Origin of the sequence: Metapseudomonas boanensis, from assembly GCF_018704125.1 — a bacterium.
GTDB lineage: Bacteria > Pseudomonadota > Gammaproteobacteria > Pseudomonadales > Pseudomonadaceae > Metapseudomonas > Metapseudomonas boanensis.
Genome location: NZ_JAGTIS010000001.1, coordinates 825,721 through 848,530, shown reverse-complemented (window position 1 = coordinate 848,530; position 22,810 = coordinate 825,721). Strand labels below are relative to the sequence as shown.

At 60.6% G+C, this 22,810-nt stretch carries 26 protein-coding genes and 1 tRNA gene; 12 read left to right on the top strand and 15 right to left on the bottom strand.

Annotated features, from left to right (window positions below):
- The first annotated feature begins 13 nt into the window (after window positions 1-13).
- Window positions 14-1,033 (top strand): alpha/beta hydrolase, encoded by a 1,020-nt coding sequence (locus tag J7302_RS04025; protein WP_215370623.1) that lies wholly within the window; start codon window positions 14-16, stop codon window positions 1,031-1,033.
- A gap of 64 nt (window positions 1,034-1,097) precedes the next feature.
- Here the strand turns inward: J7302_RS04025 and efp are convergent, their stop codons facing one another.
- The 3 genes from efp to J7302_RS04010 form a co-directional block, all read right to left on the bottom strand.
- The gene (gene efp, locus J7302_RS04020) at window positions 1,098-1,664 is read right to left on the bottom strand and encodes an elongation factor P (protein ID WP_215370620.1); all 567 of its coding nucleotides are present in this window, start codon (window positions 1,662-1,664) and stop codon (window positions 1,098-1,100) included.
- A gap of 43 nt (window positions 1,665-1,707) precedes the next feature.
- Window positions 1,708-2,838: an elongation factor P maturation arginine rhamnosyltransferase EarP gene (gene earP, locus J7302_RS04015; RefSeq protein WP_394359068.1), complete on the bottom strand. Its 1,131-nt coding sequence runs from the start codon at window positions 2,836-2,838 to the stop codon at window positions 1,708-1,710.
- A 181-nt stretch (window positions 2,839-3,019) separates the two neighbouring features.
- A complete protein-coding gene (locus J7302_RS04010; protein ID WP_215370614.1) occupies window positions 3,020-3,229 on the bottom strand; it encodes a hypothetical protein in 210 nt (69 codons plus the stop codon).
- A 553-nt stretch (window positions 3,230-3,782) separates the two neighbouring features.
- Here J7302_RS04010 and J7302_RS04005 point away from each other — a divergent pair.
- Both J7302_RS04005 and J7302_RS04000 read left to right on the top strand, forming a co-directional pair.
- Window positions 3,783-4,175, top strand: a complete 393-nt coding sequence (locus tag J7302_RS04005; RefSeq protein ID WP_215370611.1) for a helix-turn-helix domain-containing protein — start codon at window positions 3,783-3,785, stop codon at window positions 4,173-4,175.
- A gap of 445 nt (window positions 4,176-4,620) precedes the next feature.
- Entirely contained in the window at window positions 4,621-5,289 is a 669-nt protein-coding gene (locus J7302_RS04000) for a YcbK family protein (protein WP_215370608.1), read from the top strand.
- A gap of 17 nt (window positions 5,290-5,306) precedes the next feature.
- Here the strand turns inward: J7302_RS04000 and J7302_RS03995 are convergent, their stop codons facing one another.
- From J7302_RS03995 to J7302_RS03985, 3 genes are all read right to left on the bottom strand, one after another.
- Window positions 5,307-5,606, bottom strand: coding sequence for a hypothetical protein (locus J7302_RS03995; protein WP_215370604.1), 300 nt, complete (start codon window positions 5,604-5,606; stop codon window positions 5,307-5,309).
- A gap of 56 nt (window positions 5,607-5,662) precedes the next feature.
- Complete coding sequence (locus J7302_RS03990; RefSeq protein ID WP_215370600.1) at window positions 5,663-5,872, bottom strand: hypothetical protein; 210 nt, start codon at window positions 5,870-5,872, stop codon at window positions 5,663-5,665.
- A 201-nt stretch (window positions 5,873-6,073) separates the two neighbouring features.
- A complete protein-coding gene (locus tag J7302_RS03985; protein ID WP_394359064.1) occupies window positions 6,074-6,271 on the bottom strand; it encodes a hypothetical protein in 198 nt (65 codons plus the stop codon).
- A gap of 289 nt (window positions 6,272-6,560) precedes the next feature.
- Here J7302_RS03985 and J7302_RS03980 point away from each other — a divergent pair, with 289 nt between their 5' ends.
- Window positions 6,561-6,803 (top strand): hypothetical protein, encoded by a 243-nt coding sequence (locus J7302_RS03980; RefSeq protein WP_215370594.1) that lies wholly within the window; start codon window positions 6,561-6,563, stop codon window positions 6,801-6,803.
- A gap of 518 nt (window positions 6,804-7,321) precedes the next feature.
- Entirely contained in the window at window positions 7,322-7,483 is a 162-nt protein-coding gene (locus tag J7302_RS03975; RefSeq protein ID WP_215370589.1) for a carbon storage regulator, read from the top strand.
- A 350-nt stretch (window positions 7,484-7,833) separates the two neighbouring features.
- Here the strand turns inward: J7302_RS03975 and J7302_RS03970 are convergent, their stop codons facing one another.
- The 3 genes from J7302_RS03970 to J7302_RS03960 form a co-directional block, all read right to left on the bottom strand.
- The gene (locus tag J7302_RS03970; RefSeq protein WP_215370586.1) at window positions 7,834-8,265 is read right to left on the bottom strand and encodes a hypothetical protein; all 432 of its coding nucleotides are present in this window, start codon (window positions 8,263-8,265) and stop codon (window positions 7,834-7,836) included.
- 657 nt (window positions 8,266-8,922) lie between these two features.
- A complete protein-coding gene (locus tag J7302_RS03965; RefSeq protein ID WP_349814419.1) occupies window positions 8,923-9,663 on the bottom strand; it encodes a tetratricopeptide repeat protein in 741 nt (246 codons plus the stop codon).
- Between the two features lie 907 nt (window positions 9,664-10,570).
- Window positions 10,571-10,660 (bottom strand) — tRNA-Ser (locus J7302_RS03960).
- Window positions 10,661-10,980: 320 nt separating this feature from the next.
- Between J7302_RS03960 and J7302_RS03955 the strand changes: the two genes are divergently transcribed.
- Window positions 10,981-11,670, top strand: coding sequence for a crotonase/enoyl-CoA hydratase family protein (locus J7302_RS03955; RefSeq protein WP_215370583.1), 690 nt, complete (start codon window positions 10,981-10,983; stop codon window positions 11,668-11,670).
- A gap of 50 nt (window positions 11,671-11,720) precedes the next feature.
- Here J7302_RS03955 and J7302_RS26380 read toward each other — a convergent pair whose 3' ends face one another.
- Window positions 11,721-12,179 carry a hypothetical protein gene (locus tag J7302_RS26380; protein WP_251701824.1) on the bottom strand — a complete coding sequence of 153 codons (459 nt, stop codon included), beginning with the start codon at window positions 12,177-12,179 and terminating at the stop codon, window positions 11,721-11,723.
- A 226-nt stretch (window positions 12,180-12,405) separates the two neighbouring features.
- Between J7302_RS26380 and J7302_RS03945 the strand changes: the two genes are divergently transcribed.
- A complete protein-coding gene (locus J7302_RS03945; protein WP_215370580.1) occupies window positions 12,406-13,377 on the top strand; it encodes a magnesium and cobalt transport protein CorA in 972 nt (323 codons plus the stop codon).
- A gap of 63 nt (window positions 13,378-13,440) precedes the next feature.
- On the opposite strand, the gene J7302_RS03940 is transcribed toward J7302_RS03945, so the two are convergent.
- Window positions 13,441-14,169 (bottom strand): amidotransferase, encoded by a 729-nt coding sequence (locus J7302_RS03940; RefSeq protein WP_215370577.1) that lies wholly within the window; start codon window positions 14,167-14,169, stop codon window positions 13,441-13,443.
- A 330-nt stretch (window positions 14,170-14,499) separates the two neighbouring features.
- Here J7302_RS03940 and J7302_RS03935 point away from each other — a divergent pair, with 330 nt between their 5' ends.
- The 3 genes from J7302_RS03935 (at window position 14,500) to J7302_RS03925 (ending at window position 15,449) form a co-directional block, all read left to right on the top strand.
- Complete coding sequence (locus tag J7302_RS03935; RefSeq protein ID WP_215370572.1) at window positions 14,500-14,724, top strand: hypothetical protein; 225 nt, start codon at window positions 14,500-14,502, stop codon at window positions 14,722-14,724.
- A 25-nt stretch (window positions 14,725-14,749) separates the two neighbouring features.
- A complete protein-coding gene (locus J7302_RS03930; protein ID WP_215370569.1) occupies window positions 14,750-15,010 on the top strand; it encodes a hypothetical protein in 261 nt (86 codons plus the stop codon).
- A gap of 67 nt (window positions 15,011-15,077) precedes the next feature.
- The gene (locus J7302_RS03925) at window positions 15,078-15,449 is read left to right on the top strand and encodes a glutaredoxin family protein (RefSeq protein ID WP_215370566.1); all 372 of its coding nucleotides are present in this window, start codon (window positions 15,078-15,080) and stop codon (window positions 15,447-15,449) included.
- A gap of 82 nt (window positions 15,450-15,531) precedes the next feature.
- Here the strand turns inward: J7302_RS03925 and J7302_RS03920 are convergent, their stop codons facing one another.
- The 3 genes from J7302_RS03920 to J7302_RS03910 all read right to left on the bottom strand — a co-directional run bounded on the left by J7302_RS03920 (window position 15,532) and on the right by J7302_RS03910 (window position 20,449).
- Window positions 15,532-17,676: a 3-hydroxyacyl-CoA dehydrogenase NAD-binding domain-containing protein gene (locus J7302_RS03920; RefSeq protein ID WP_215370562.1), complete on the bottom strand. Its 2,145-nt coding sequence runs from the start codon at window positions 17,674-17,676 to the stop codon at window positions 15,532-15,534.
- Between the two features lie 90 nt (window positions 17,677-17,766).
- On the bottom strand, window positions 17,767-18,972 hold the full coding sequence (locus J7302_RS03915; RefSeq protein WP_215370558.1) for an acetyl-CoA C-acetyltransferase: 1,206 nt from the start codon (window positions 18,970-18,972) through the stop codon (window positions 17,767-17,769).
- Between the two features lie 589 nt (window positions 18,973-19,561).
- Entirely contained in the window at window positions 19,562-20,449 is an 888-nt protein-coding gene (locus J7302_RS03910) for an AEC family transporter (RefSeq protein ID WP_215370555.1), read from the bottom strand.
- 146 nt (window positions 20,450-20,595) lie between these two features.
- Between J7302_RS03910 and J7302_RS03905 the strand changes: the two genes are divergently transcribed.
- Together J7302_RS03905 and J7302_RS03900 are read left to right on the top strand one after the other, a co-directional pair.
- Window positions 20,596-20,952, top strand: coding sequence for a rhodanese-like domain-containing protein (locus J7302_RS03905; RefSeq protein ID WP_215370552.1), 357 nt, complete (start codon window positions 20,596-20,598; stop codon window positions 20,950-20,952).
- A 2-nt stretch (window positions 20,953-20,954) separates the two neighbouring features.
- Window positions 20,955-21,752: a cytochrome c gene (locus J7302_RS03900; protein ID WP_215370549.1), complete on the top strand. Its 798-nt coding sequence runs from the start codon at window positions 20,955-20,957 to the stop codon at window positions 21,750-21,752.
- 317 nt (window positions 21,753-22,069) lie between these two features.
- On the opposite strand, the gene J7302_RS03895 is transcribed toward J7302_RS03900, so the two are convergent.
- Entirely contained in the window at window positions 22,070-22,801 is a 732-nt protein-coding gene (locus J7302_RS03895; RefSeq protein ID WP_215370546.1) for a proteasome-type protease, read from the bottom strand.
- Between the last annotated feature and the right edge of the window lie 9 nt (window positions 22,802-22,810).

Here is a 22,810-nt window from a genome sequence, read left to right as displayed (position 1 = left end):
GAGGAACATGAAGATGAAACCGATCAGCACGATTCTCGCCGGTAGCCTGCTCGCTCTTTCCGTGGGCAGCGCTTTCGCCGCCGGTAGCCCAGGCGTCGAACGCAACACCCAGGCTTTCCTCGAGGCCCTGGCCGCAGGCGGCGGGAAGCCGCTGGAGACCCTGGCGCCGAAGGACGCCCGTGCCGTGCTGGTGGGTGCCCAGGCAGGCGTCAAGCTGGAACTGCCCAAGGCCGATGTCAGCCAGAAGGCCATCACCGCCGATGGCCAGCAAATCGACCTGACCATCGTCCGCCCCGCAGGCGCCAAAGGTACCTTGCCGGTCTTCATGTTCTTCCACGGTGGTGGCTGGGTACTGGGTGACTACCCGACCCACGAACGCCTGATTCGTGACCTGGTGGCCGGATCCGGTGCGGTGGCGGTGTACGTCAACTACACGCCCTCCCCCGAGGCCAAGTATCCGACGGCCATCAACCAGGCCTATGCAGCGACCAAGTGGGTGGCCGAGCACGGTCAGGAGATCGGTGTCGACGGCAAGCGCCTGGCCGTGGCTGGCAACAGCGTGGGCGGCAATATGGCGGCAGTGGTCAGCCTGATGGCCAAGGACAAGGGCACGCCGAAGATCCGCTTCCAGGCACTGCTCTGGCCGGTGACCGACGCCAACTTCAACAACGCGTCGTACAACCAGTTCGCCGACGGCCACTTCCTCAGCAAGAGCCTGATGCAATGGTTCTGGAATAACTACACCACCGATCCGCGCCAGCGCGCCGAGATCTATGCCTCACCGCTGCAAGCATCGGTGGAGCAACTGAAAGGCTTGCCACCGGCCCTGGTGCAGACTGCGGAGTTCGACGTGCTACGTGACGAAGGCGAAGCCTACGCCCGCAAGCTGGACGCCGCCGGCGTGCCGGTGACGTCAGTGCGCTACAACGGGATGATCCATGACTTTGGCCTGCTCAACGTTCTGGCCAACGTGCCCGGCACCCGTTCGGCCATGCAACAAGCCTCCGAAGAGCTGAAGAAACACCTGCAGTAAGCAAACAGCGCAAAAAACGAAAAAGCCCGGCGTCAGCCGGGCTTTTTCTTGTCTCGCAAAAGGCTTAGGCCTTCACGCGGGACTTGTACTCGCCAGTGCGGGTATCGATCTCGATGGAGTCACCGATTTCGCAGAAGGCGGAAACCTGCAGCTCGGCACCGTTGTGCAGGCGGGCAGTCTTCATCACCTTGCCGGAGGTGTCACCACGGACGGACGGTTCGGTGTAGGCGATTTCGCGAACGATGGTGGTCGGCAGTTCGACGGAGATCACGCGATCGTTGTAGAAAACGGCTTCGCAGACATCGGTCATGCCGTCTTCGATGAAGGTCATGACGCCTTCCAGGTCAGCTTTCTCGATCTCGTACTGGTTGAACTCGGTGTCCATGAAGACGTACAGGGGATCGGCGAAGTAGGAGTAGGTCACTTCCTTGCGTTCGAGGATGACCGGCTCCAGCTTGTCGTCGGCCTTGAACACGGTTTCAGTGCCGGCGCCGGTCAGCAGGTTTTTCAGCTTCATCTTGACGACTGCGCTGTTACGGCCGGACTTGTTGAACTCGGCCTTCTGGATGACCCAGGGAGCGCCATTGATGTTGGCGACTTGGCCGGCGCGGAACTCTTGAGCGGTTTTCATACGAATATCCGATTTGGATGAGTGACAAAAAACAGGCCGCGTATCATAGCGAATTTGTACAAAACTGCACCAGACCTGTCGCCAGGTCGGTTTGGCCAGCCTGAACAGTGCACCATTGCTCGGCATGCCGCTGCAGCTCTGGCCATTGGACGGCCAGCGCAGCCCAGGCTTCAGCCATGCCCTCGCCGCCATTCCAGGCTCTCCAGGCTTCAGCCAGCGCCAGCCCTGCGCTGGGCGACAGCTCCTGCAGGTAGAGGTCGAGAAACGCTTCCAGCTTTTCCCAATGGGCGTCCGCCTCCTGCTGGTAAATGTGCCACAGGAATGGTCGCCCGGCCCATTGTGCGCGAACGAACGAATCTTCTCCGCGCACAGCGTTCAACTCGCAGCTCCAAAGCAATCGGTCGTAATCGTCCTGGCTGACGAAAGGCAGCACATGGATGCTTACGCTACCGCGGCGCAAATGTGCGCCAGCTACCAGTGAATTCTCTCCGAGCCAACTTGCAACGTCCCCCAGTACGCGACCAACGGGCACCAGCAACTGCACGGGACGCTGGCCGGACGCCAGCTGATCCAGCCAGCCCGACAATGCCGGGTTCTCATAGGCGAACAGAGAGATCAGCTGGGCCCCCTCCTGCAGAGGCACGCCCAGTGATTGCAGGAATTCCCGCCGAGCAGCCGGATCAGCCTGGAACGCGCAGCGCCGTTCAATCAGCCCCGCCTCGCGCAACAGGCCGCCGGTGTCGGGCGTGAATCCGGGGAAATAGAAATATTTCAGCAACCCATTGGATTGGAACGAAGGCAGCCCGTGACAACCGGCTACCCACTCCTCGGCGCTCAGGTATTCCAGGTTGAGCCAGTGCGGCCGGAGTTCTCTGGCGGCCATCTCGGCGAGGTAGGGCGCCGGCAACTGGCAGGCGAACGCTTCGATCACCACATCCGCAGGCTCGGCACCTGGCCACTCCTTGCGCCAATGCCGGATCTCAACCCCCTGCTGCCACTGCGACTCGGCCATGGGATCGGCCCCTGGGCAAAGCGGTGCAAACACAGCGGGCTCGTCCACCCACAGTCGAACCGACTGCCCATGATCGGCCACCAACTGCCGGGCCAGTCGCCAGGTCACGCCGATATCGCCAAAGTTATCGACAACGTTGCAGAAAATGTCCCACTTCACGATTCAGGGCTTCCGGGAAAAAGTGAAGTGTAACCAGTCCCGGCACCCAGCAGCAGGAAATCCCCACGTCGACCGCCGTGAGCCGATTCAACGAACCGGCTCCGGCACTTGAAACAAAATGCCCGCCATATAGGCGGGCCAAGGTTGGGAGCATGGAGCAGAACAGGTTTGGCTGAGATAACCCTCAGGCCAGGAATTGGTTGGAATCACGTTGGCGCCTGGCCAACTCGAGCAGCCAGATGGACTTGCTGGCACCAGCAGCGTCACGCGAGACGAAGGGGCCGGAGCGCATCACGCCGTCCACTGCAACAAACCAGCAGGCCATGTGCCCTTCAGACCTGAGCGACTCTGGAACAGCGGTACCGATCAGGGATACGACATCGACGTGGGACATGGCCACCTCCATCAACTTGCGTTGAAGAGAGACTAAGTCGCGCATGCAACCAATAGAAATCAACCGTTTCGATAGTGCTCATACGTATCGCCAATTGGCAGGGGGCACTTCGCCATTCCTCACCCGGCCCGGGCTGACCACCTGTTCAAGAGACGTCGACGCGGGCCGACGGTATGGACGCAACCTCCACCGACACCCACAGACTGGTTCAAACCCAGGTCAACGATGCGAGCCCCTGCTCGCCGTCATGGCGGCCCGGCTGCCATTGAGCCGCGCCACCCGCGGCTGGACTGGCTATTCCGCTCCCCTGCCTCGCGACGTGCAGTACCAACGGTTCCGGGCTGGCTAACGTGCTGATTGCGCAACGACTTGCCGTCTCCGGTTAACCTTGGCGCGAGCAGATGCCTGGTGGCCATGTCAGGTTGTCCTCGCCGATGATTCGAAAGTGTTGATGGGAATACTTAGGACAAGCACCATCCTAATCACCATTCGTGACCAGAAAAGCACATTTCGTGATTATCAGCGGTTTCACTCAACAATCAGGATCAGCGGTATGAAAACGCTTGGCTCGCGCATTGCACACTTCAGGAAGCAGAAAGGACTCTCCCAGAGAAAACTCGCGACCGCTTGCGGCTGGCCTTCGCAATCGCGCGTCGGCAACTACGAAAGGGGCTCAAGGGAACCCTCGCTCGATGACCTCGACCGGATGGCCAATGCACTCGGCCTGCAACTCGGCGACCTGCTGCCGTCCAATCGAGCCGCTTTGCGAATTGCAGAACCTCAAAGCGCCGCCTGCTCCATTGGCAGCAACCTCACCGCCCGTTCTCGCGAAGCCCTGTCCGCCATCGAACAGGCGGCACGTGAGGGCCGGCTCAATCAGAGCGACCTCATCTTGCTGGAAAGCATTGCCAAGCGGCTGGAGCTGGCCAATGGAGCAAAACCCTAGCCCGCCGCCGCATCCACCAGATAAAGGCTCCACCACTCACTGACGACCCTTTACGCAAGCACGCTGTCAGATGGCTGTAAGGGCTATCGGCTCCCGTTGAAGTGAGAGGTAGAGACCATGCTTGCCCAAGTCGTCAAACTCACCTTGCTGGTTACCCTGCTTTCGAGCGCTGGCTGTGTGTACCACCATCACGACCACGACCATGATCGTTACTGGGGCGGCTATCGAGACTCCCACCAAAACCATGACTGGGATGATGATGATCGTTCTGACCGAGACCACAGGAAGGGACGGCATCGCTGAGGTCACGTTGATGTGCGGCCTGCACCCAGGACGTCCTCTCTAGCGTCTCCAAGCTGATCCAGCGTTTTGTGGACGGGGCTTCGATTTGAGTGATAGCGGGGGTGTATATTGTTAACCCCGGCTCGAGAAGGCCGATCGCTCCATGGCTACTTCGAACTCTGGCGTGTCCCGCAGGCAACTGCTCAAGGCACTGGCAGCCGCACTTCTGCTGCTTGCTACCGGCAGCACATTCGCCGCAACCCTCACGACAACCCGACGCCGACGTGACTGGCGGGCAGTGATCCTCAACCGTGACCGTTACCTGCGGCTTGAACGACCGGCCAGCGGCGAAAAGGCAAGCTTCTGTTACTTCCGAAAAGGCAAGGGCTGGGACCTCACCGGCTACAGACAGGCTTGCCGCATCCTGCGGGACGTGAAGTACAAGGCTACCGTGAAGATCAATCCCAAGCTGCTGGACCTGTTGTTCCTCATTCAGGCTTGGCTCCGAGCCAACAGACTGCCCAATCGAATCATCATCAACAGCGGCTACCGGACCCTGCAACATAACGCTTCGCTCGAAGGCGCGGCACGGCACTCTTTGCATGTCCGGGGGATGGCTGCCGACATTCGGATTCCCGGTGTCAGCGTCGAACGACTGGGCAAGCTCGTGAGGGCAATCGGTGCCGGCGGTGTGGGCTTCTATTCGTCGAAAGGCTTCATCCACGTCGACGTCGGCGGGATCAGGACATGGCGCGTGGCCGGGATCGATGACCAGGAAAAAGAATGGCTCGCCGAGGCACTGAGTCTGGACCAGACGGGCCGTCGCTGCTGAAATGGCGGATCACGGCATCACTTCAGCGTTTCGCGCGCACAGTTTCGCGAGATATCCACCAGCACCGAAACCTCGTCCTCCGATGGCTTCTTGCCGCCGGCAATGGCGGCCAGCTGCTGAGTTGAGAACACCTCTCTCATCATCTCATTGGAACACTCACAGTAAGCGAGGGCTTGCTTGGCTGGCACTTGCACGGACGCACCGGCAAAGCACTCCTTGTTGAACTTCTCGCTGCCGCCGGCTGGCCAATCTCCTGCCATCGCAACAAACGTACATGCCTGCAGGGCTGCTGCGCTTATGAACTGAACCGCCCTCACCTGCCACCTCCTGCGGGTTGAACAAGCCGGACTGAGAATCCCGACTCGAGAACATTTCAGCCATCTGCCTGCAGACTAGCGTGCTCCGCCTCCCAGCGCCGGAGCGTTTCCTCCGAAATCTGATGCGGCGCATCTACCCGCTCCTGCAGCTTCACCGCGAAAGCCAGGGCAGAGGCTCGATCCTTGAAGCTGACGGTCACACCAAAGACCTCAACTTGCCACGACTCGAAGCCCTGGTTTGTAACTTGCTGGATCGAGATATCCATGGGAGCCCCCTGCTGAATGAGCCTGGGCCGAAGACGACCCCAATTTCACGGCAGGAAAAAAATGACCAACTGATCAAGTTGGCCATCGAATGGGGATCCAGTAGAAAGTGCCGTGGAAGCGCACTGATCCTAGCTCTGGAAAATGACATTTTTACGCTGTAACAGAGAGCGAAGCTCCCGCCGCAGTGAGAGACTCAAACCTCAGTCGGCACAGTCTTCGCAAACAAAGTTTCCACGGGGATCAGTTCGGCCGGTGATGTCACCGCAGTAATCGCACGCCCCTTCCGGCGAGTCGAGCGGGTACGCTTCCTCATCGTCGAGGAACTCGTCCAGATCATCGTCATTGTCGAGCAGGTGATCGTGCTCGGGTTCGTGCAAATCAAAATCTTCGTCCATCATTCGGTCCTAGGCAGGGATCGCCGAAAAGCAGAAACGCCTGAATTATGTACGAATCGCAGGGGCATCTGTAGTTGGGGAGCGGCGATTTGTTGGGGCAGATCGGCACGCATCAGCGTTAGCGCGACTCCACAAAAGCACGCTCAAGTCCGAGTAAACCCAGAGCAAGCGTCTACGCTGAAATTCGGAAGTCCTCCCCCACGGGGGTAGCGGCGCCGCTGGCGACAAAGCCCTTTTGCCTAACCCACCCAGCCACTGGCCATGCCGGCGGCAGTTTGACGAGGTACGCGCGATGAAACCACTGCTGATGGCCAAGGAAAGCCTCTCCGTACTCGCAAAGCGACTCGCCCTCCATAGCATCAGCCCCAACCAGAAGCACGCCTCGCTGCCAACGCCCCGCGCGGTTCAACTGGTGATCGCCGGCCGCGCTCCGATTCAACTCATCGATGCTGATACCGGCCGCGTACTGGGCTTCCGCCAGAGCTACCAGGAAGCATCCCGCTACGCCCGCCTACTGGAACGCGGGGCGACCTGAACATCACTGGAGGAAGGTCACGACACAAGAAGTGTCAGTTAAAGATGCCGCTGCAAAGTACAAGCGGCTGAGAGAGGAAGAGCTACGGGAACGGGCTAGGCCACGATCACTAATGGCGAAGTTTTGGTTGGGGGCTTCGAGACCTAGAACACCAGCTGCCGCGAGCACGCCATTCTGGCCACCATCTGGACCATCGGTGAACTCCAGAAGCGGCTGGTCCTGACGATCAAGAATCCTGGCGGCTGCAACATTAGCGTCGACTGAATTCCCGAATCGACACGGGACGCCACCGCGCAAGGCATGACACGAGTGGACCGCTTCGCCATGGCGATCAGGGGCAACGACTGATGGCCGCTCTCCATGGAACCGCAGCGCCAGCACCAAGATCAACTGTAGTGAGGCTGGCGCCGCGCAAAGCCGCCAGGAGCCAAGGAACACTGAGGCTGCAAGGCTGCTCCCAGGACAGGGAAAGCGCGGCGCCAGCCCGCTCCCCGCCAATCAGCGGACAGGAGATCGATATGCTGGTTCTCACCCGTCACGTCGGCGAAACGATCCGCATTAACCACAACGTCACCGTCCGGATCATGGCAGCCATTGGTGATAAGGCTGTCCTGGGCATTGCAGCGCCGAAAGCCATCAGACTGCGAAAGTGGGAAGTCAGCACTCCTCCGCGGACCTGATCCATTTCGGCAGACGAATCGTGAGGCTCGCGCGGTCAGGCCAGATGCATCCGGGGTAAGCCCTCGGCACAGGCCCCTTCCTCCCAGCTCGCTACGCTGGCCCTTGGTGCCGACAAGCCAAGCATCCTTCCCTACCCCGCTGCTGGCCAGGGCAGCGGTCCCCGCAGGGGGCGGCAAGTCCAGGCACCACCGATCGTAGAGCATCAGCCAGTAGGTCGACATGCCTGGAGCCGCGACACCTCGCTGTTCCCCGATAGCAACCAGAACCCTGCCCCAGAGAACCGCGATGCCGCCCTGATCCAACAGATAAGCGAGCTCAAAATAGGGACAAGGGCTTGCAGCAATTCAGCTCAGCGAGCGCTCCATTTCACAGTTCCGGTATCAATAAGAGGGGCATGGCGGCCTGTGAGGCGCTGAGCGTCCAGCCACAGCTTGGTTTGGCCAACATCGAAACTGAATCCGTTCTTGGCGCGAATTTCCATAACTGATCCAGCAACGTCGTACCGGCCGCAATCAACGCAATCAACAGAAAGCCCACCCCTGTCGTATTCCCAGACCTGAGCAGTACCGCCACAAATCAAGCAAGCCATCATCAGCCCTCCGCTAAACTTGACACGCCACCGGACCCAGCCAGGCGGATCGCTCGCCCCCTGTATCCTAGTGTGCTCATCGGCCCAGCACCTCAGTACATCCTGCGGGATCCAGTGCAGCGCATCTACGCGATCCTTCAGCTTCACCGCAAAGACCAACGTCGATGCTCGCTCCTTGAACGAGACCGTCACTGTGTTTCCTTGTCTTGAATGGTGATCTATTGGATCGCTGTGTCCATAGCTCGAATAAACGGGAATGGGGACACAGGCGCCAATCAGGCAACAGGCAAACGCACGAACCCGTCTATTCCCAGATCACGTTCTCGCTATCGATCACGGGGACACGCCCAGGATTGATGTCACGCTCGTTATGGAGAAATACCCTGGTTTTCTCGACGTCAAAAGTTCGTCCAGACCTCTGCCTCAGCACGCTCGCAGAGACGCCGAAATGCCCGCAGCTGGGACAGTTGATCTCAATCCCATCGAGCTCAGAATCAACCTGCTGCGCCTCGCCTGAGCAGTTCACGCATTTCATATCGCCCATCCTCCGCACCCAGTGTTTAACTGTAGCCACTTCGTGCGGCAAACGACCCCACAAGCCCGCAGAAAACCAGACCATACGGATCGCAACCTCCCCGGTTACCCAGCGCTACATCACCGGCGCCTGGCGGGCGAGTTGCTCCGTCCAACCGGTTGCCTTACCGATCCTCCGAGCACATCTATGGCCCCTGGGTGATCGAGAACCGCTCGGAAACCCGCACTCACTTCTTCGAGGGCGGAGCCGCCCGCGGCCTTACGTAGCGTTACCAGTTAAATCACCATGAACCAGGACGAATGAAGGCTCAGGCCTCAACCCCGCACAAGATAGGCGCCTTGCGGGACCCGATGCTGCAGCTTTTTGCATTTCCCGGGCGCTGGCTGGCGTCCTGCGGGGCGATCAGGAAACCAGATTCGGCACTTGCCACGCGGCGGCATATGCCCACGGGGGATACGCAGTTCTTCATAAGCTGGGTGTGTCTCGAAAGAGGCAGCCCGCAGGCCTCCTTCGTCACGCGGTTGCCCCCCCACTGACTGCGGCTCCGTTACGAACTCTTCCTGCGTCGGGGCGAGTGAGGTGAACTGCTCCCCATCTTCTGCCGAGGCAGCTGCGATACCCGCCGCACGCTGCCGCTCCACCTCCTGATCCAAGCCCACCTGGACCTCAGCCAGCTCATCCACCTCCACCTCCACGGCCGAACCAGTCGACACACCCGGCCCCATGGCCTGCCGGGCCGCCTGAATCAGCTGGAGATTGCGGTTGTGCAACTCGGTATTGTTGCGAGCGCGCGCATTGGATTTCGTTGCCAGGGCTACGGCCTGCTCATACTGCCCCTGCTGTAGGCGGACCTGCCCCAGATAATGCAAGGTGGCGGGGTTGTTCGGCTCGATGCGCAAGGCGCGCTCCAGGGTGTCGCCGGCCTGCTCTACCTCACCAAACTCCAGTTGCAGCGACGCAGCCTCCAACATCGCAGCCGACGCGCTATTGCTTTGCTGGGCCGCCAACGCAGGCAACGAAGCGACCGTGCAGATGGCCAGGATCAGGATCGACATAAAGCGCTTTGATTGCATCGGATGCATTCTCACCTGATCCAGGACGGCGGGTAGTGGAACTTGTCTGTTATCGAATATCGCGCCGTGGCCCGGAGTCGCACGCGTGGGCGAAGGGCTGGCATGGCGGTGATCTCCGACCTTGACTACCACCCTGAAGTTCCCCCCAGGCATCTGCCAGCACCCTGTGAGTGCCGACCAGGCTTCCTGCCAAACACCGACAATGGAAAACGCCGTCCAACGGCCGCGCCCCGTCCCTCCCCCGTTCAACCGCGCAGACGCCGCCACCTTCCGTAGCGGGCCGAGAAAAATATCCCGTTCTTCTCACGCGCTCCGGACCATAGCGGCTGACACACTCCTTCCAGTCCTGATGATCAATAGTCGTCCTCGCCGATGGGTAATCAACGACTCCTATATATCTGCTCCAGCCATTTGCGGCCGGCAGCCGCTGCTCCGAAGCAATCAAGGAACCAGAAATCAAATCTGCCCCCAGTTGTTTATTCCCTTCAGTAAAGAAGCCAACATCAAGATCGAATACGCGCCCCCCCGAGATACAACTCGTTGGTGCCGGGCGTATCGGGCTGGACGTACTCCGAGCGGTCATGGAAGCGGTGCAGACGACCAAGTCAGTGGGAAGCTTGGTGTTGTTCGGGCCGAGAAAGACCCGAATATTGAAGTGAGGCTGCTGCAGCTCGAGGGACTGGACGCTTTCGTAGTCGATGAGAACGTCGTTCGTGCGCATCCTGCACGGCTCTGTCTTCCAGAGCGATTGGGCATTCTTGTCCAGGATGAGCTGAGGCTGGAAGGGGTGGCTGCGACAGCTTCGACACTATTTCGACACCCACTTTTTCGCAGGCACAGAAAAAGCCCCTGATCTCGTTAGAAATCAGGGGCTTATCTATACGGAAAGTGGCGGTGAGGGAGGGATTCGAACCCTCGATACGGTTTCCCGTATACACACTTTCCAGGCGTGCTCCTTCAACCGCTCGGACACCTCACCGGAATCTCTTCGAAGCGTTGGCCCCGTCGAGGTGCGCTAATTTAGTGGAGTGTTTTCCGGAATGCAAACACTTTTTTCATAATTTTCATGCGTTTATGAATTTTGTTTAGCGCTGCCAACTTCCCTTTGCCCTGTCAAGAGGGCTGAAGCGGGGCGAAGAGGCGCTGGAAAGCGCAACAGCCGGGCCTCAAGGGGCGCATCGGATGGGGTTCGAAAAGGCTGAAAGGCCCGCTGCGCCTGACTCACCAGTCAGTCAAAGCGCTTTACCTGGCGGGTGCCGCTGAGTAACGTCTGCCCCACTTCTTCATAAGGAACCCGCCATGAGTGAGCTGATCTCCTACCAACTCGAAGATGGCATTGCCACGCTGACCCTGTGCAATGGGAAGGTCAACGCCATTTCCCCGGATGTAATTGCGGCGTTCAACGCGGCGCTGGATCGCGCCGAGCAGGACCGTGCAGTGGTGATCATTACCGGGCAACCAGGCATCCTTTCCGGCGGCTACGACCTGAAGGTGATGACTTCCGGCCCGCAGAATGCCGTTGCGCTGGTGGCAGCGGGTTCCACATTGGCCCGTCGGATGCTGGCCCACCCCTACCCCATCATCGTGGCCTGCCCGGGTCATGCAGTTGCCAAAGGCGCATTCATCCTGTTGTCGGCGGATTACCGCATTGGCGTGGAAGGCTCTTTCAATATCGGCCTGAACGAGGTTCAGATCGGCATGACCATGCACCACGTGGGCATCGAGCTGGCGCGTGATCGCCTGCGTAAATCCGCCTTCCAACGCTCGGTCATCAATGGCGAGATGTTCAACCCGCAGGGCGCCGTGGATGCTGGATTCCTCGACAAAGTGGTGCCTGCCGAGCAACTTCCCGCAGCGGCGCTCGCTGCAGCGCAACAGCTGAAGAAGATCAACATGACCGCGCACAAGAACACCAAGCTCAAGGTACGCAAGACGCTGCTCGATACCCTGGACGCGGCCATCGAAATGGACAAGCAACACCTGGTCTGAACTGGCCGACAAACAGCCCCGCAGCGCGGGGCTGTTTCATGCAGGGAGGTCTACATCGTGCCGCCCTTGTCGTCCCCTGGCTCGCCGCCGGCATGAACACCATGGTCATCGCCTACGTCATGATCCGGCCCATCATCGGCGCCCTGGCGAGCACCATGGTCATCGCCAACGTCATGGCCAGCTCCGTCGTCCCCGCTACGTCCGCTGTTCGCGCTACCCGGGCCTCTGTTGCCGCCATGGCCTCCATCGCTTTCACCGCTGTGACCACTCCCGCCACCATCGCCGCCGTGACCACTGCTTCCGCCACCTCCATGGCCACCACCTCCATCGCCACCGTGTCCGCCGCTTCCACTGCCTCCGCCACCGTGACCGCCACCTCCCCCACCGCCACTGCCCCCCTCCTTGGCATAGGCGCCAGAAAGGCTGGACAGGTCGCCAGACAGCAACGCCAGCGAGCCCCCCATTGCCGAGCAGATGGCAATCGCCAGCAGACATTTTCTGAGCGACATGTCAGGCCTCCTTTTCAAGCTGGTAGACACCACTTAACGCTAGTAGACGTAACATGATGTTTCATGGCGCTCGACCGACGGCACAGCACTCAAACTTCCAATAAAGGCTGCCGGGAATGCTGCCGCGCGCGAACTCAAGGCGCGCGACGAGACTCATAACTTCAGGCGCGCTAAGCTCGGCGCAATAATTTCGTAGAACAACGTCACCGCAAGGAACATTGAAACCATGGGTCGAGTCGTTGCTGCCGCAGTCTATTCCAAGGGCAAGAGAGTCACCGACATCACCCTCGATGAAGGCTTGGAATGGGCCAGCAAACCCGGCCATTTCGTTTGGATTGGCCTGCATGATCCGGGCGCCGAGGAGCTGAGCAACTTGCAACGACAGTTCGATCTGCATGAGCTCGCCCTCGAGGATGCCCTTACGCGCCATACCAGGCCCAAGTTGGAAACCTTCGGAGACGCTCTGTTCCTGGTGGTCTACTCGCCCGTCGAGGAGAAGGGCGAGTTGCAGTTCATCGAGACGCAGCTTTTCGCCGGCAAGGGCTATGTGATCAGCGCTCGCTATGGCGAGTCCGCACCCTACTCCCGGGTGCGCCAACGATGCGAGGCACGTCCGCTGCTATTGGAGCACGGCGAAGACTTTGTGCTCTATGCGCTGCTCAGCTTCGTGATGGAGAACTACCGGCCGCTGATGGATAGCTACCACGCCGAACTGGAGGAGATCGAACAGGATGTCCTCAAACGCCCGCTCACTCAGGCGGATGTGGAGCGCGTCCAGTGTCTGCGGCGTGACCTGCTACGACTGCGCCGTTACATTGGCCCCATGGCGGAAATCTGCCAGGAGCTGCAGCGCCTGGACTTCCCCTTCATCGACAAGCACATGCGCCCTTACTTCCGCGACATCGGCATTCACGTGAGCCGTTTGCTGGAGGACCTCACCGGCTTGCGGGAAATGGCTGATCACGCGATCGAAGTCGGTCTCCTGCTGGAGTCATCCCGACAGAGCGTCGTGCAGCGCAAGTTTGCCGCCTGGGCGGCCATTCTCGCCTTTCCCACCGCAGTGGCGGGCATCTATGGAATGAACTTCCAGAATATGCCGGAGCTGACCTGGCACTACGGGTACTTCGGCGTATTGGGATTCATTGCGGCTGGCTGCACTGGCCTGTACGCCAGCTTCAAGCATTACGGCTGGCTCTGAACTGCCGACGGCCCAGAAATGAAGAAGCCCGCCTGATGGCGGGCTTCTTCTTGGTGGCTGCGATCAGCTCGACTCCGGCGCGTGGTCGCGCGCGACGAAGCGCATCATCCACTCCGCCACGGCAGCACCTTGATGGTCGCGGTCCAAGCTGCTCACGCCCTGGTTGTAGACCTGTTCGCCCAGGTAGTCCTGGCGGAGTTCCAATATGGCGCGGGAATAGTCATGGACGAACTCCGGGTGGCCCTGGAAGCACAGTACCTGGTCCTTGATGGTGTATGCGGCATTTGGGCAGAAGTCGCTGGAAGCCAGCAGTGTGGCGTTCTCTGGCAGCTGGGTGACCTGGTCCTGGTGGCTGATGAGCAAGGTCAGCTCATCCAGTGCCGGGGTCATCCATTCGGGCTTCTGGGTCAGCTGATAGCTATGGGTGCCCACGCCCCAACCTTGCGTGGCACGTTCAGTCTTGCCACCCAACAGCAAGGCCAGCAACTGGTGACCAAAACACACGCCCAGCAGCTTGTCGCCGTTTTCGTATCGCTCCAGCAGGAACTTCTTCAGTTTCTGGATCCACGGATCATCGCCGAAAGAGTCGAATTTGCTACCCGTCACCAAGTAGGCATCGAACTTCTCCCCTTCTGGGGGGTAGTGGCCTTCCACGACGTTGTACACGCTGAATTCCGCCGGGATCGGCTGCTTGGCGAACAGTTGTTCGAACATCAGGCCGTAGCCTTTGTACTGGTCAACCAGTTCTGGGCGGAGGATATCGGTTTCCAGAATGCAGATACGAAGCGGCATGAGTAACTTTTCCTGAAGCGTAGAGGGCGCTCGGCCAAAATGTGAAATTTATTTAACACACTGACCGAACGAAGGAAATACCACTTTTCACCCATAATTCCGGCCCACTTTACCACCCCGCCGGCACCAGCCTTGGTTGACCGCCTCAAGCCCGCATGAATTGGGGACTTGCCTGTGAGTTCCCTGCCCCGCTCAACTCGTCAATAAAATTTTACGCGCCAGATGAAACTATTGGTTCTGTCGATATTTACCATGCGGAATCGGCGCTTTTTCATCGAACCGATTTCCATGAAGCTACGCCCATCCCAACTCCCGGATACGGATCACCCCATGAGCAACCTGCCCCTAAAGTACGCACGTAACGGCGCCCTTGCCTCCCTCGGGCTGTATTTCATCGCAGTAATGGTGCTGCTCGCCGTGAGTTTCGGGTATGAACGCGGTCGTGTCGGCGCCAGCCCGGTCGATGCCTCGATGACCTTCTACCAATCCCTCAGCCAGGCCATTCCAGCAGCCCTGGCAAGTCGGAAGAGCAGTAGCGCCGGGCATCAAGGCTGATGCTCCAACACAGGCAATGCGCATCATGAAAAACCAACGTACCCGACTCTTCATCCTTACTGCCCTGGCGATCCTGACCAATGGCTTCTCGCTGCTCGGATATGGCCACGGCTCGGTTGGCGCTGTCGCCAAGAACATCGAGTGCAATCACAACATCGGTCGCAGCATCCTGACCGACCGAGCCCTGAAGAGCCTCTCCGGCAACCCTCCGACCGGCCGCGAGTTGCAACTGCCCGCTGCGTTCGATATGAGCTCGCTGGTGTGCTGCCATAGCCACCTGGCGTGAAAGGCGGCCGCGCCCAGCGAGTTCGGGTAAACTGCTGCCCCGCTTTTTCACCCAAGGGTGCGCAACAGTGTTCATCAAGGCATTACGAGTCGGCCTGGGCCAGCTGATCATCTTCATCGACTTCATTACCCGCCCGCGCAAGCTACGTCGCAGCGCTGAAGAGCAAGCCAGGATCGCGGAGGAAGCGGCAAGCCTCGCGCTCTACCAATTCAACGCCTGCCCCTTCTGCGTAAAGACCCGCCGAGCCATGCACCGGCTGAACCTGCCGATTGCCCTTCGCGATGCAAAGAACGACGAAGCCCACCGCGCCGACCTCCTGGCCGGCGGCGGCAAGATCAAGGTGCCCTGCCTGCGGATCGAAGGGAGCGGCGAAAGCCGCTGGATGTACGAGTCCAACGACATCATCCGCTACCTGGAAAGCCGCTTCCCCCAGGCATAGGTCCCGACCGCGGCCAGCTGCAAGACGAGCGACACAAAAAACCGGCTCCATGAGAGCCGGTTTTATTGTTCAGGCCTGGCGTTTAGAAGCGCTCGCCCTTGGCCGCCTTGTCCAGCAACAACGCTGGCGGCTCGAAGCGATCGCCGTACTGCTCGGCCAGGTAACGCGCCCGAGCGACGAAGTCCTGGATGCCGTACTGGTTGATGAACTGCAGCGCGCCGCCGGTCCAGGCGGCAAAACCAATACCGAACACCGAACCGATGTTGGCGTCCGCCGTCGAGCGCAGGACGCCCTCCTCCACGCAACGCACAGTCTCGATGGCCTGGATGAAGAGGATGCGGTCACGCACGTCCTCCTGCGGGATCTGCCGATCAGCCTTTTCGAAGCGCGCCTTGAGCTCCGGCCAGAGCGTTTTCCGGCCACCGGCGGGGTAATCGTAGAACCCGCCTCCTGCGGCTTTGCCCGGCCGTTTGAACTCGTTGGCCATCAGGTCGATCACCGCAAAAGCCGGATGCTGCGGCATGCTCTTGCCTTCTGCCTTGAGGTCCTCGGCGGTCTGGTTACGAATGTGCGTCATCAGGCTCATCGACACTTCATCGGAGATCGCCAGCGGCCCTACCGGCATGCCGGCCTTGCGCGCTTCGTTCTCGATCATCGACGCCGAAACACCTTCGCCCAGCATGGCAATGCCTTCATTGGTGAAGGTGCCGAACACCCGCGAGGTGAAGAAGCCCCGGCTGTCGTTGACCACGATCGGCGTTTTCTTGATCTGCAGGACGTAGTCGAATGCCCGCGCCAGGGTTTCATCCGAGGTCTTCTCGCCCTTGATGATTTCCACAAGAGGCATACGGTCCACCGGGCTGAAGAAGTGCAAGCCGATGAACTTCTCGGGCTTGGTCACGGCCTTCGCCAGGCCAGTGATGGGCAGCGTCGAGGTGTTGGAGGCGATCACTGCATCCGGCAACGCAACCGCTTCGGCAGAGGAGCTGACCTTGGCCTTGAGCTCGCGGTTCTCGAATACGGCCTCGATGATCAGGTCGCAGCCTTCGAGGTCAGCATCCTGATCGGTCGCCTTGATGCGGGCGAGCAGTCCATCGCGTTTCTCGGCGCTCATGTGCCCACGACTCACCAGTTGATCCAGCAGCCCCTTGGAGTAGGCCTTGCCCCTCTCTGCTGCCTCGACGGACACATCCTTGAGCACCACCTCGATGCCGGAAATAGCCGAGACATAGGCAATACCCGCGCCCATCATGCCCGCGCCGAGCACGCCGACCTTCTTCGTCACATAAGGCGCCGGGCCTTTCGGACGCGAGCTGCCGGCATTGATTCCGTTCAATTGGAACCAGAACGTCCCGATCATGTTCTTCGCCACCTGGCCAGTGGTCAGCTCGGTGAAGTAGCGGGTCTCGATGAGTTGGGCGACGTCGAAATCCACTTGGGCACCCTCGACGGCCGCACACATGATCTTCTCCGGCGCCGGGAAGCAGCCCTTGGTCTTGTCGCGCAACACCGAAGGGGCGATGGCGAGCATCTGCGCCACGTTGGGGCTGGACGGAGTGCCGCCGGGGACCTTGTAGCCTTTCACGTCCCAGGGTTGCACAGCAGTCGGATTGGCAGCGATCCAGGCACGGGCCTTGGCCAGCATCTCATCCGGGGTCTGGGCGATATCGTGGATCAGGCCGGCCTTGAGCGCCTGCTCGGGGCGCACCTTCTTGCCTTCTGCCAAGTACGCAAGCGCCTTTTCGATCCCTAGCAGACGCACCATGCGCACCACACCGCCACCGCCGGGAAGCAGGCCGAGTGTGACTTCCGGCAGCCCCAACTGCACGGCATTGTCATTGAGGGCAATGCGGTGATGGCAGGCCAGGCAAATTTCCCAGCCACCGCCGAGGGCCGCACCATTGATCGCGGCCACCACTGGCTTGCCAAGGGTCTCCAGGCGGCGTAGCTGGCCCTTGGTGCCCAGGACCATCTGGTAAAACTCGTTGGCCTCGGCCTTGGTGACCTTGACCAGCTCGTTCAGGTCGCCGCCAGCGAAAAAGGTCTTCTTGCCGGAGGTGATGATCACTCCAGCGATGCTGTCCTTCTCCGCCTCGAGGCGCGCAACGGTCTCGCTCATGGCTTGGCGATAGGCGGCGTTCATGGTGTTGGCGCTCTGGCCGGGCATGTCCATGGTCAGTACGACGATATTGTCCTGGCCTTTTTCGTAACGAATGGCGTCTGTCATGTTCTTGTTCTCATCCCGATGGGGAAACCGTAGGAGCGAGCTTGCCCGCGAATCCTTGGCGTCATTCGCGAGCAAGCTCGCTCCTACATTTCAGATTCGTTCGATGATGGTTGCGATACCCATTCCGCCGCCCACGCAGAGCGTGGCCAGGCCGTAGCGCAGGTTGCGCGCCTCCAGCTCGTCCAGCAGGGTGCCGAGGATGGCGCAACCGGTGGCCCCCAGCGGGTGGCCCATGGCGATGGAGCCGCCATTGACGTTGACCTTCTCCTCGGGGACGCCCATGTCCTTCATGAACTTCATTACCACCGAGGCAAATGCTTCGTTGACCTCGAACAGGTCGATGTCGGCCACGGTCAGGCCTGCCTTGGCCAGGGCCTTGCGGGTGGCCGGCGCCGGGCCGGTGAGCATGATGGTCGGGTCCGTGCTGGTCACCGCCGTCGCGACGATGCGCGCGCGTGGCTTGAGCCCCAACTCCTTGCCCTTGGCGGCAGAGCCGATGAGCATGGCGGCGGCGCCATCGACGATGCCGGAACTGTTGCCCGGCGTGTGTACGTGGTTGATGCGCTCCACATGGCTGTACTTGCGCAGGGCGGTGGCGTCGAAGCCCATCTGCCCCATCATCTCGAAGCTCGGTTTGAGCGCAGCAAGGCCGGCGGGCGTGGAGTCAGCGCGAATGAATTCGTCATGATCGAGCAGCACGATGCCGTTCTGGTCGGTGACCGGTACCAGGGACTTCTTGAACGCACCCTCGGCACTGGCCCGGGCAGCTTTCTGCTGCGAGCGCAGGGCGAAGGCGTCGACATCTTCTCGACTGAAGCCTTCCAGGGTGGCAATCAGATCGGCGCCAATGCCCTGCGGCACGAAGTTGGTGTGGAAGTTGGTTTCCGGGTCCATCGCCCAGGCACCACCGTCCGACCCCATGGGCACGCGCGACATGGACTCCACACCTCCCGCAACCACCAGGTCCTCGAAGCCCGAGCGTACTTTCATCGCCGCCAGGTTCACCGCCTCCAAGCCGGATGCGCAGAAGCGGTTGATCTGCTGGCCGGCGACTGACTCGTCCCAATCGGCCACCAGCGCGGCGGTCTTGGCGATGTCGGCGCCCTGGTCGCCTACGGGAGTCACGCAGCCAAGGACGATGTCATCCACCTGACTGGTGTCCAGATCATTACGTTCGACGAGGGCCCTGAGCAGCCCGGCGATCAAGTTGACCGGCTTGACGCTGTGCAGTGCACCGTCCTTCTTGCCCTTGCCGCGGGGCGTGCGCACCGCGTCGAAAATGAATGCTTCGGTCATGGCGTCCTCTTGAGGCAGCTGGTCGGCACGCGGGGTGCCCGTTGTTCTTGTAAGTGGCCTTGCCAACACCCCGGCAGGGTGCGGTTACCTTATCGCTATAGGCCATGGGTTCAATGACGGAAATGCTCAGGCCCATTGACCACTGCGCTCAGACGAACGGTTGAATGGTGGCCTACTGGCAGCAAAGACATCAGCGATGCGTCTGGCCTCAGGCCTGCCCGGTTCGACCTGGCAGGCGCCAATAACCTGAAGCTCCTAAGAACACAACAGAAGTGACCAACTGATATAAGGCAGCTGTGATCCGAGCCCTAGAGTTGGAAATGCAAGGGCCGCTGCCGGGTTTTTCCGGAGCGGTTTTTTAGTCGTCGCCACGGAGGAATTCGGGCATCCAAGCCGGCCGTAGGGAGCTTGGTGCAAGGATCCTCCAACAACAACAAAGGCAACTGGCCATGTTCAAGCAGCCGAAGATGCGGCAAGCGAGTCTTATCGTCTTTGCCACGACCGTCGTCCTCATTTTGCCCAACCTGACTCGACTGATCAGCTGATCGTCGTTACGTGGTCGTCCTGTGCTGCGCACCGCTCAAGGCGGTCAACGCAGCGCGGGTAACCACCACGCCAGCAGCAGCGGAATCAAACCAAACGAAAGCAACGTCGAACACATCACCAGGCTCGCCACCTCTTCCGGCGAGCGCCCCGCACGCACCGCAAACAGATAGTTGAACACCGCTACCGGCATAGCCGATTGCATCACCAGTACGCCTTGGGCCAAGGGTGGTAGCCCCAGCGCGACACCGATCACCCAGGCCACGCTTGCCCCGCAGAGAATCCGCAGGCCGCCCAGCAATAACCCGTTTCCCAGATGACGTACGCGAATGCTAGCCAGCGAAACTCCAAGAGTGAGTAGCATCAGCGGGATGGTCATGCCGCCCAGCAACCCGATGGTGTTGGCCAGCCAGCGCGGCAGTTCGAGATCCAGCAGGACGATCGGCAAAGCCAGCGCCAGGCTGATGATGATGGGGTTTGCCAACAACCGCTTGGGCGAGCGTTCAGTACCTGATAGCAGTAACCCCAGGCTGAAGTGCCCCACCGAAAGCACCAGAAAGAAGGCCACTGCCAGCGCCAGGCCTTTCTCGCCAAAGGCATAGAGGACGATGGGCAGGCCCATGTTGCCGGAGTTGGGAAACAGATAGGCCGGCACCAGGATGCGCCAGTCCTGCTTGAACGCCCGGCTCAGCCCGGCGCCGATGAGTCCCATCAACAGCATCACTACCAGGCAGGCGATGGCCACCTGGCCGAAGGCGTGGCGATCGATCTCGGTTCGGCTCAGTGTGGAAAGCACCAGACTCGGCGTACCGATATTCAGAACCAGTCGGGCGATGAATTCCGTGGGGTAGGACTGGCCTGAGCGGGCCCAGCCATAGCCGATGCCGGCAACGATCAACACCGGCGCCATCACGGCGAACAACTCGGCCAGCATGGCCTGCTCCTTAAAAGCCTTTTCGTCCGCCCAAGGGCCTTGAAAAACGCTTTGGTTATGACGAAAAAACGCGATCCTAGCGGGCGATAACAGCGCTGGGCAACTGTGTTAGGGTGCCAGAACACCCTGCTGAGGGAGACGCCATCATGCGTACACTGCTTGCCGTTCTCGCCCTTTCGCTCAGCTTGCCGGCGCTGGCCGGCGATATCGATGAGGCAGCTGCTCTCGCAGCGCTCGAACGTTCCGACACAGTGCTGATCGATGTCCGTACGCCCAAGGAGATAGCCGTGGGAGCCATCTCCGGCGCCAAGTTCATCGAGTACGATAAAATCGCTGCACATATCGCCGAGGTCGCCCCGAACAAAGACACACCCATCGTGCTCTACTGCCAGAGTGGTCGCAGGGCCGGCATCGCCCAGGACAACCTCAAAGGCCTCGGCTATCGCCAGGTAATCAACGGCGGCGGCTATGACGACCTGAAAACCGCTCTCGAAAAGGACTGACGATGCGCCGCGCGTTACTCACCCTGCTGTTCGCCCTGACCCCGCTCCATGCCGCCGAGCTGACCCTGGATCTCCCCGGCGGCCCCCGCATCTGGGATACCGACACCCTGCTCGCCCATCCCCAGGCGAGGGACGTGGCGATCACGGCAGACGTGACCTACAAGACGACCATGCACTACCGTGCAGTCCCGCTGGCCGCGTTGCTCGAAGGTGTAACCCCCGATCAGCACCTGCAGGCCGTCGCCCTGGACGGTTTTGCCGCAGAACTGCCCGCCGCGCCATTGCTCAACCGCCGTGGATCGCGGGCCTGGTTGGCCGTGGAAGATCCGTCCAAGCCCTGGCCACCACTCGCCAAAGGCAAGCCCAGCGCCGGGCCGTTCTATCTGGTATGGACCGATCCACAAGCCGCCGACATCGGGCCGGAGCAGTGGCCATTCCAAGTGGCGAAGATCCGCACCCTGCCTTCAGCGGCTGAACGCTTCCCCGCGCTGCGCCCTGCCGGCAATGCCAGCCCGGCGGTGGTGGCGGGTTTTGCCCTGTTCCAGAAGAACTGCCTGGCCTGCCACCGCCTCAACGGTGCTGGCGACGCTCAGTTCGGGCCCGACCTGAACATTCCCCACAACCCGACTGAGTATCTCGCAGGCGACTTCCTGCCGCGCTACATCCGCGACCCGCAGAGCCTGCGCCGCTGGCCCCAGGGCAAGATGCCGGGCTTCTCCAGGGAGGTGATCAGCGATGCCGAGCTGGGGCAGTTGATTGGCTACCTGCGACATATGGCAGATAGGAAGGTGACGCCCTGACGGTTGGCGAACCGCTGGGCCTGATGCTGTAGTTACGAATTCGTGCGCGAAGGGTTCGCTGGGTATCGCCCCGTTCAATGGAGTGCCGCTCGCCCCTTCCAGTGAACTGCCGTGGAGCACCCTGGCAATGCAGGGCCGGATTCATTCGCCACGGAAACCGCAGCCCGCCCCTCCCCGACGCCAAACCCATGCCAAACCCTGTGAGCGCATTCAATCACGATGGATGATTGCAGGTCTGCCAGGCATCCCTCCCCCCCCAACCCTCTCACGGAGGGAGAGGAAGCAGTCCGAGTCCTGTGGGAAAAGGGAAGCCCTGCCTACACGTTGTACTCCACCGGAGGGGACGGCAGCTCGCCCAACAGGTCATGCAGCCCTGCGGCCCAACGACGGCGAATACCGGCGAAATAGGGGTCTTCTTCGGTGACTCGATACCCGGCGGGGATGATCAGGCTGTCGCGGTGATAGACCAGCAGATCCAGCGGCATGCCCACCGAGAGGTTACTGCGGATGGTGGAGTCAAAGGACACCAGAGCGCAGCGCAGGGCCTCCTCCAGATCGGTGTCGAACTCCAGGTTGCGGTCGAGGATCGGCTTGCCGTACTTGCTCTCCCCCAACTGCAGGAACGGGGTGTCCTCGGTTGCCTGGATGAAGTTCCCCTGCGGATAGATGCTGTAAAGGTCCGGCAGGCTGCCGGCAATCTGCCCGCCCACCAGAAAGGAACAGGTCAGGTCTGTATTGCCGGCCAGTGACACACCGTCACGCGCGATGACCTCGCGTATGGTTTCCGCCACCAGGGCCGTGGCGTCGTACAACGTAGGTACGTTGTGCAGGTTGGGCTGCTGGCCGTCGAGTCGCTGCTTGAGCAGGTTGACCACCGATTGTGAGGTGGCAAGGTTACCTGCGGTCTGCAGGACGATCAGGCGTTCACCGGTAACGCCGAAAGTGAACAGCTTGCGAAAGGTGGCAATGTGGTCGATGCCCGCGTTGGTTCGCGAGTCGGACACGAACACCAGGCCCTCGGCCAGGTGCATGGCTACGCAGTACGTCATGCCGCTTTC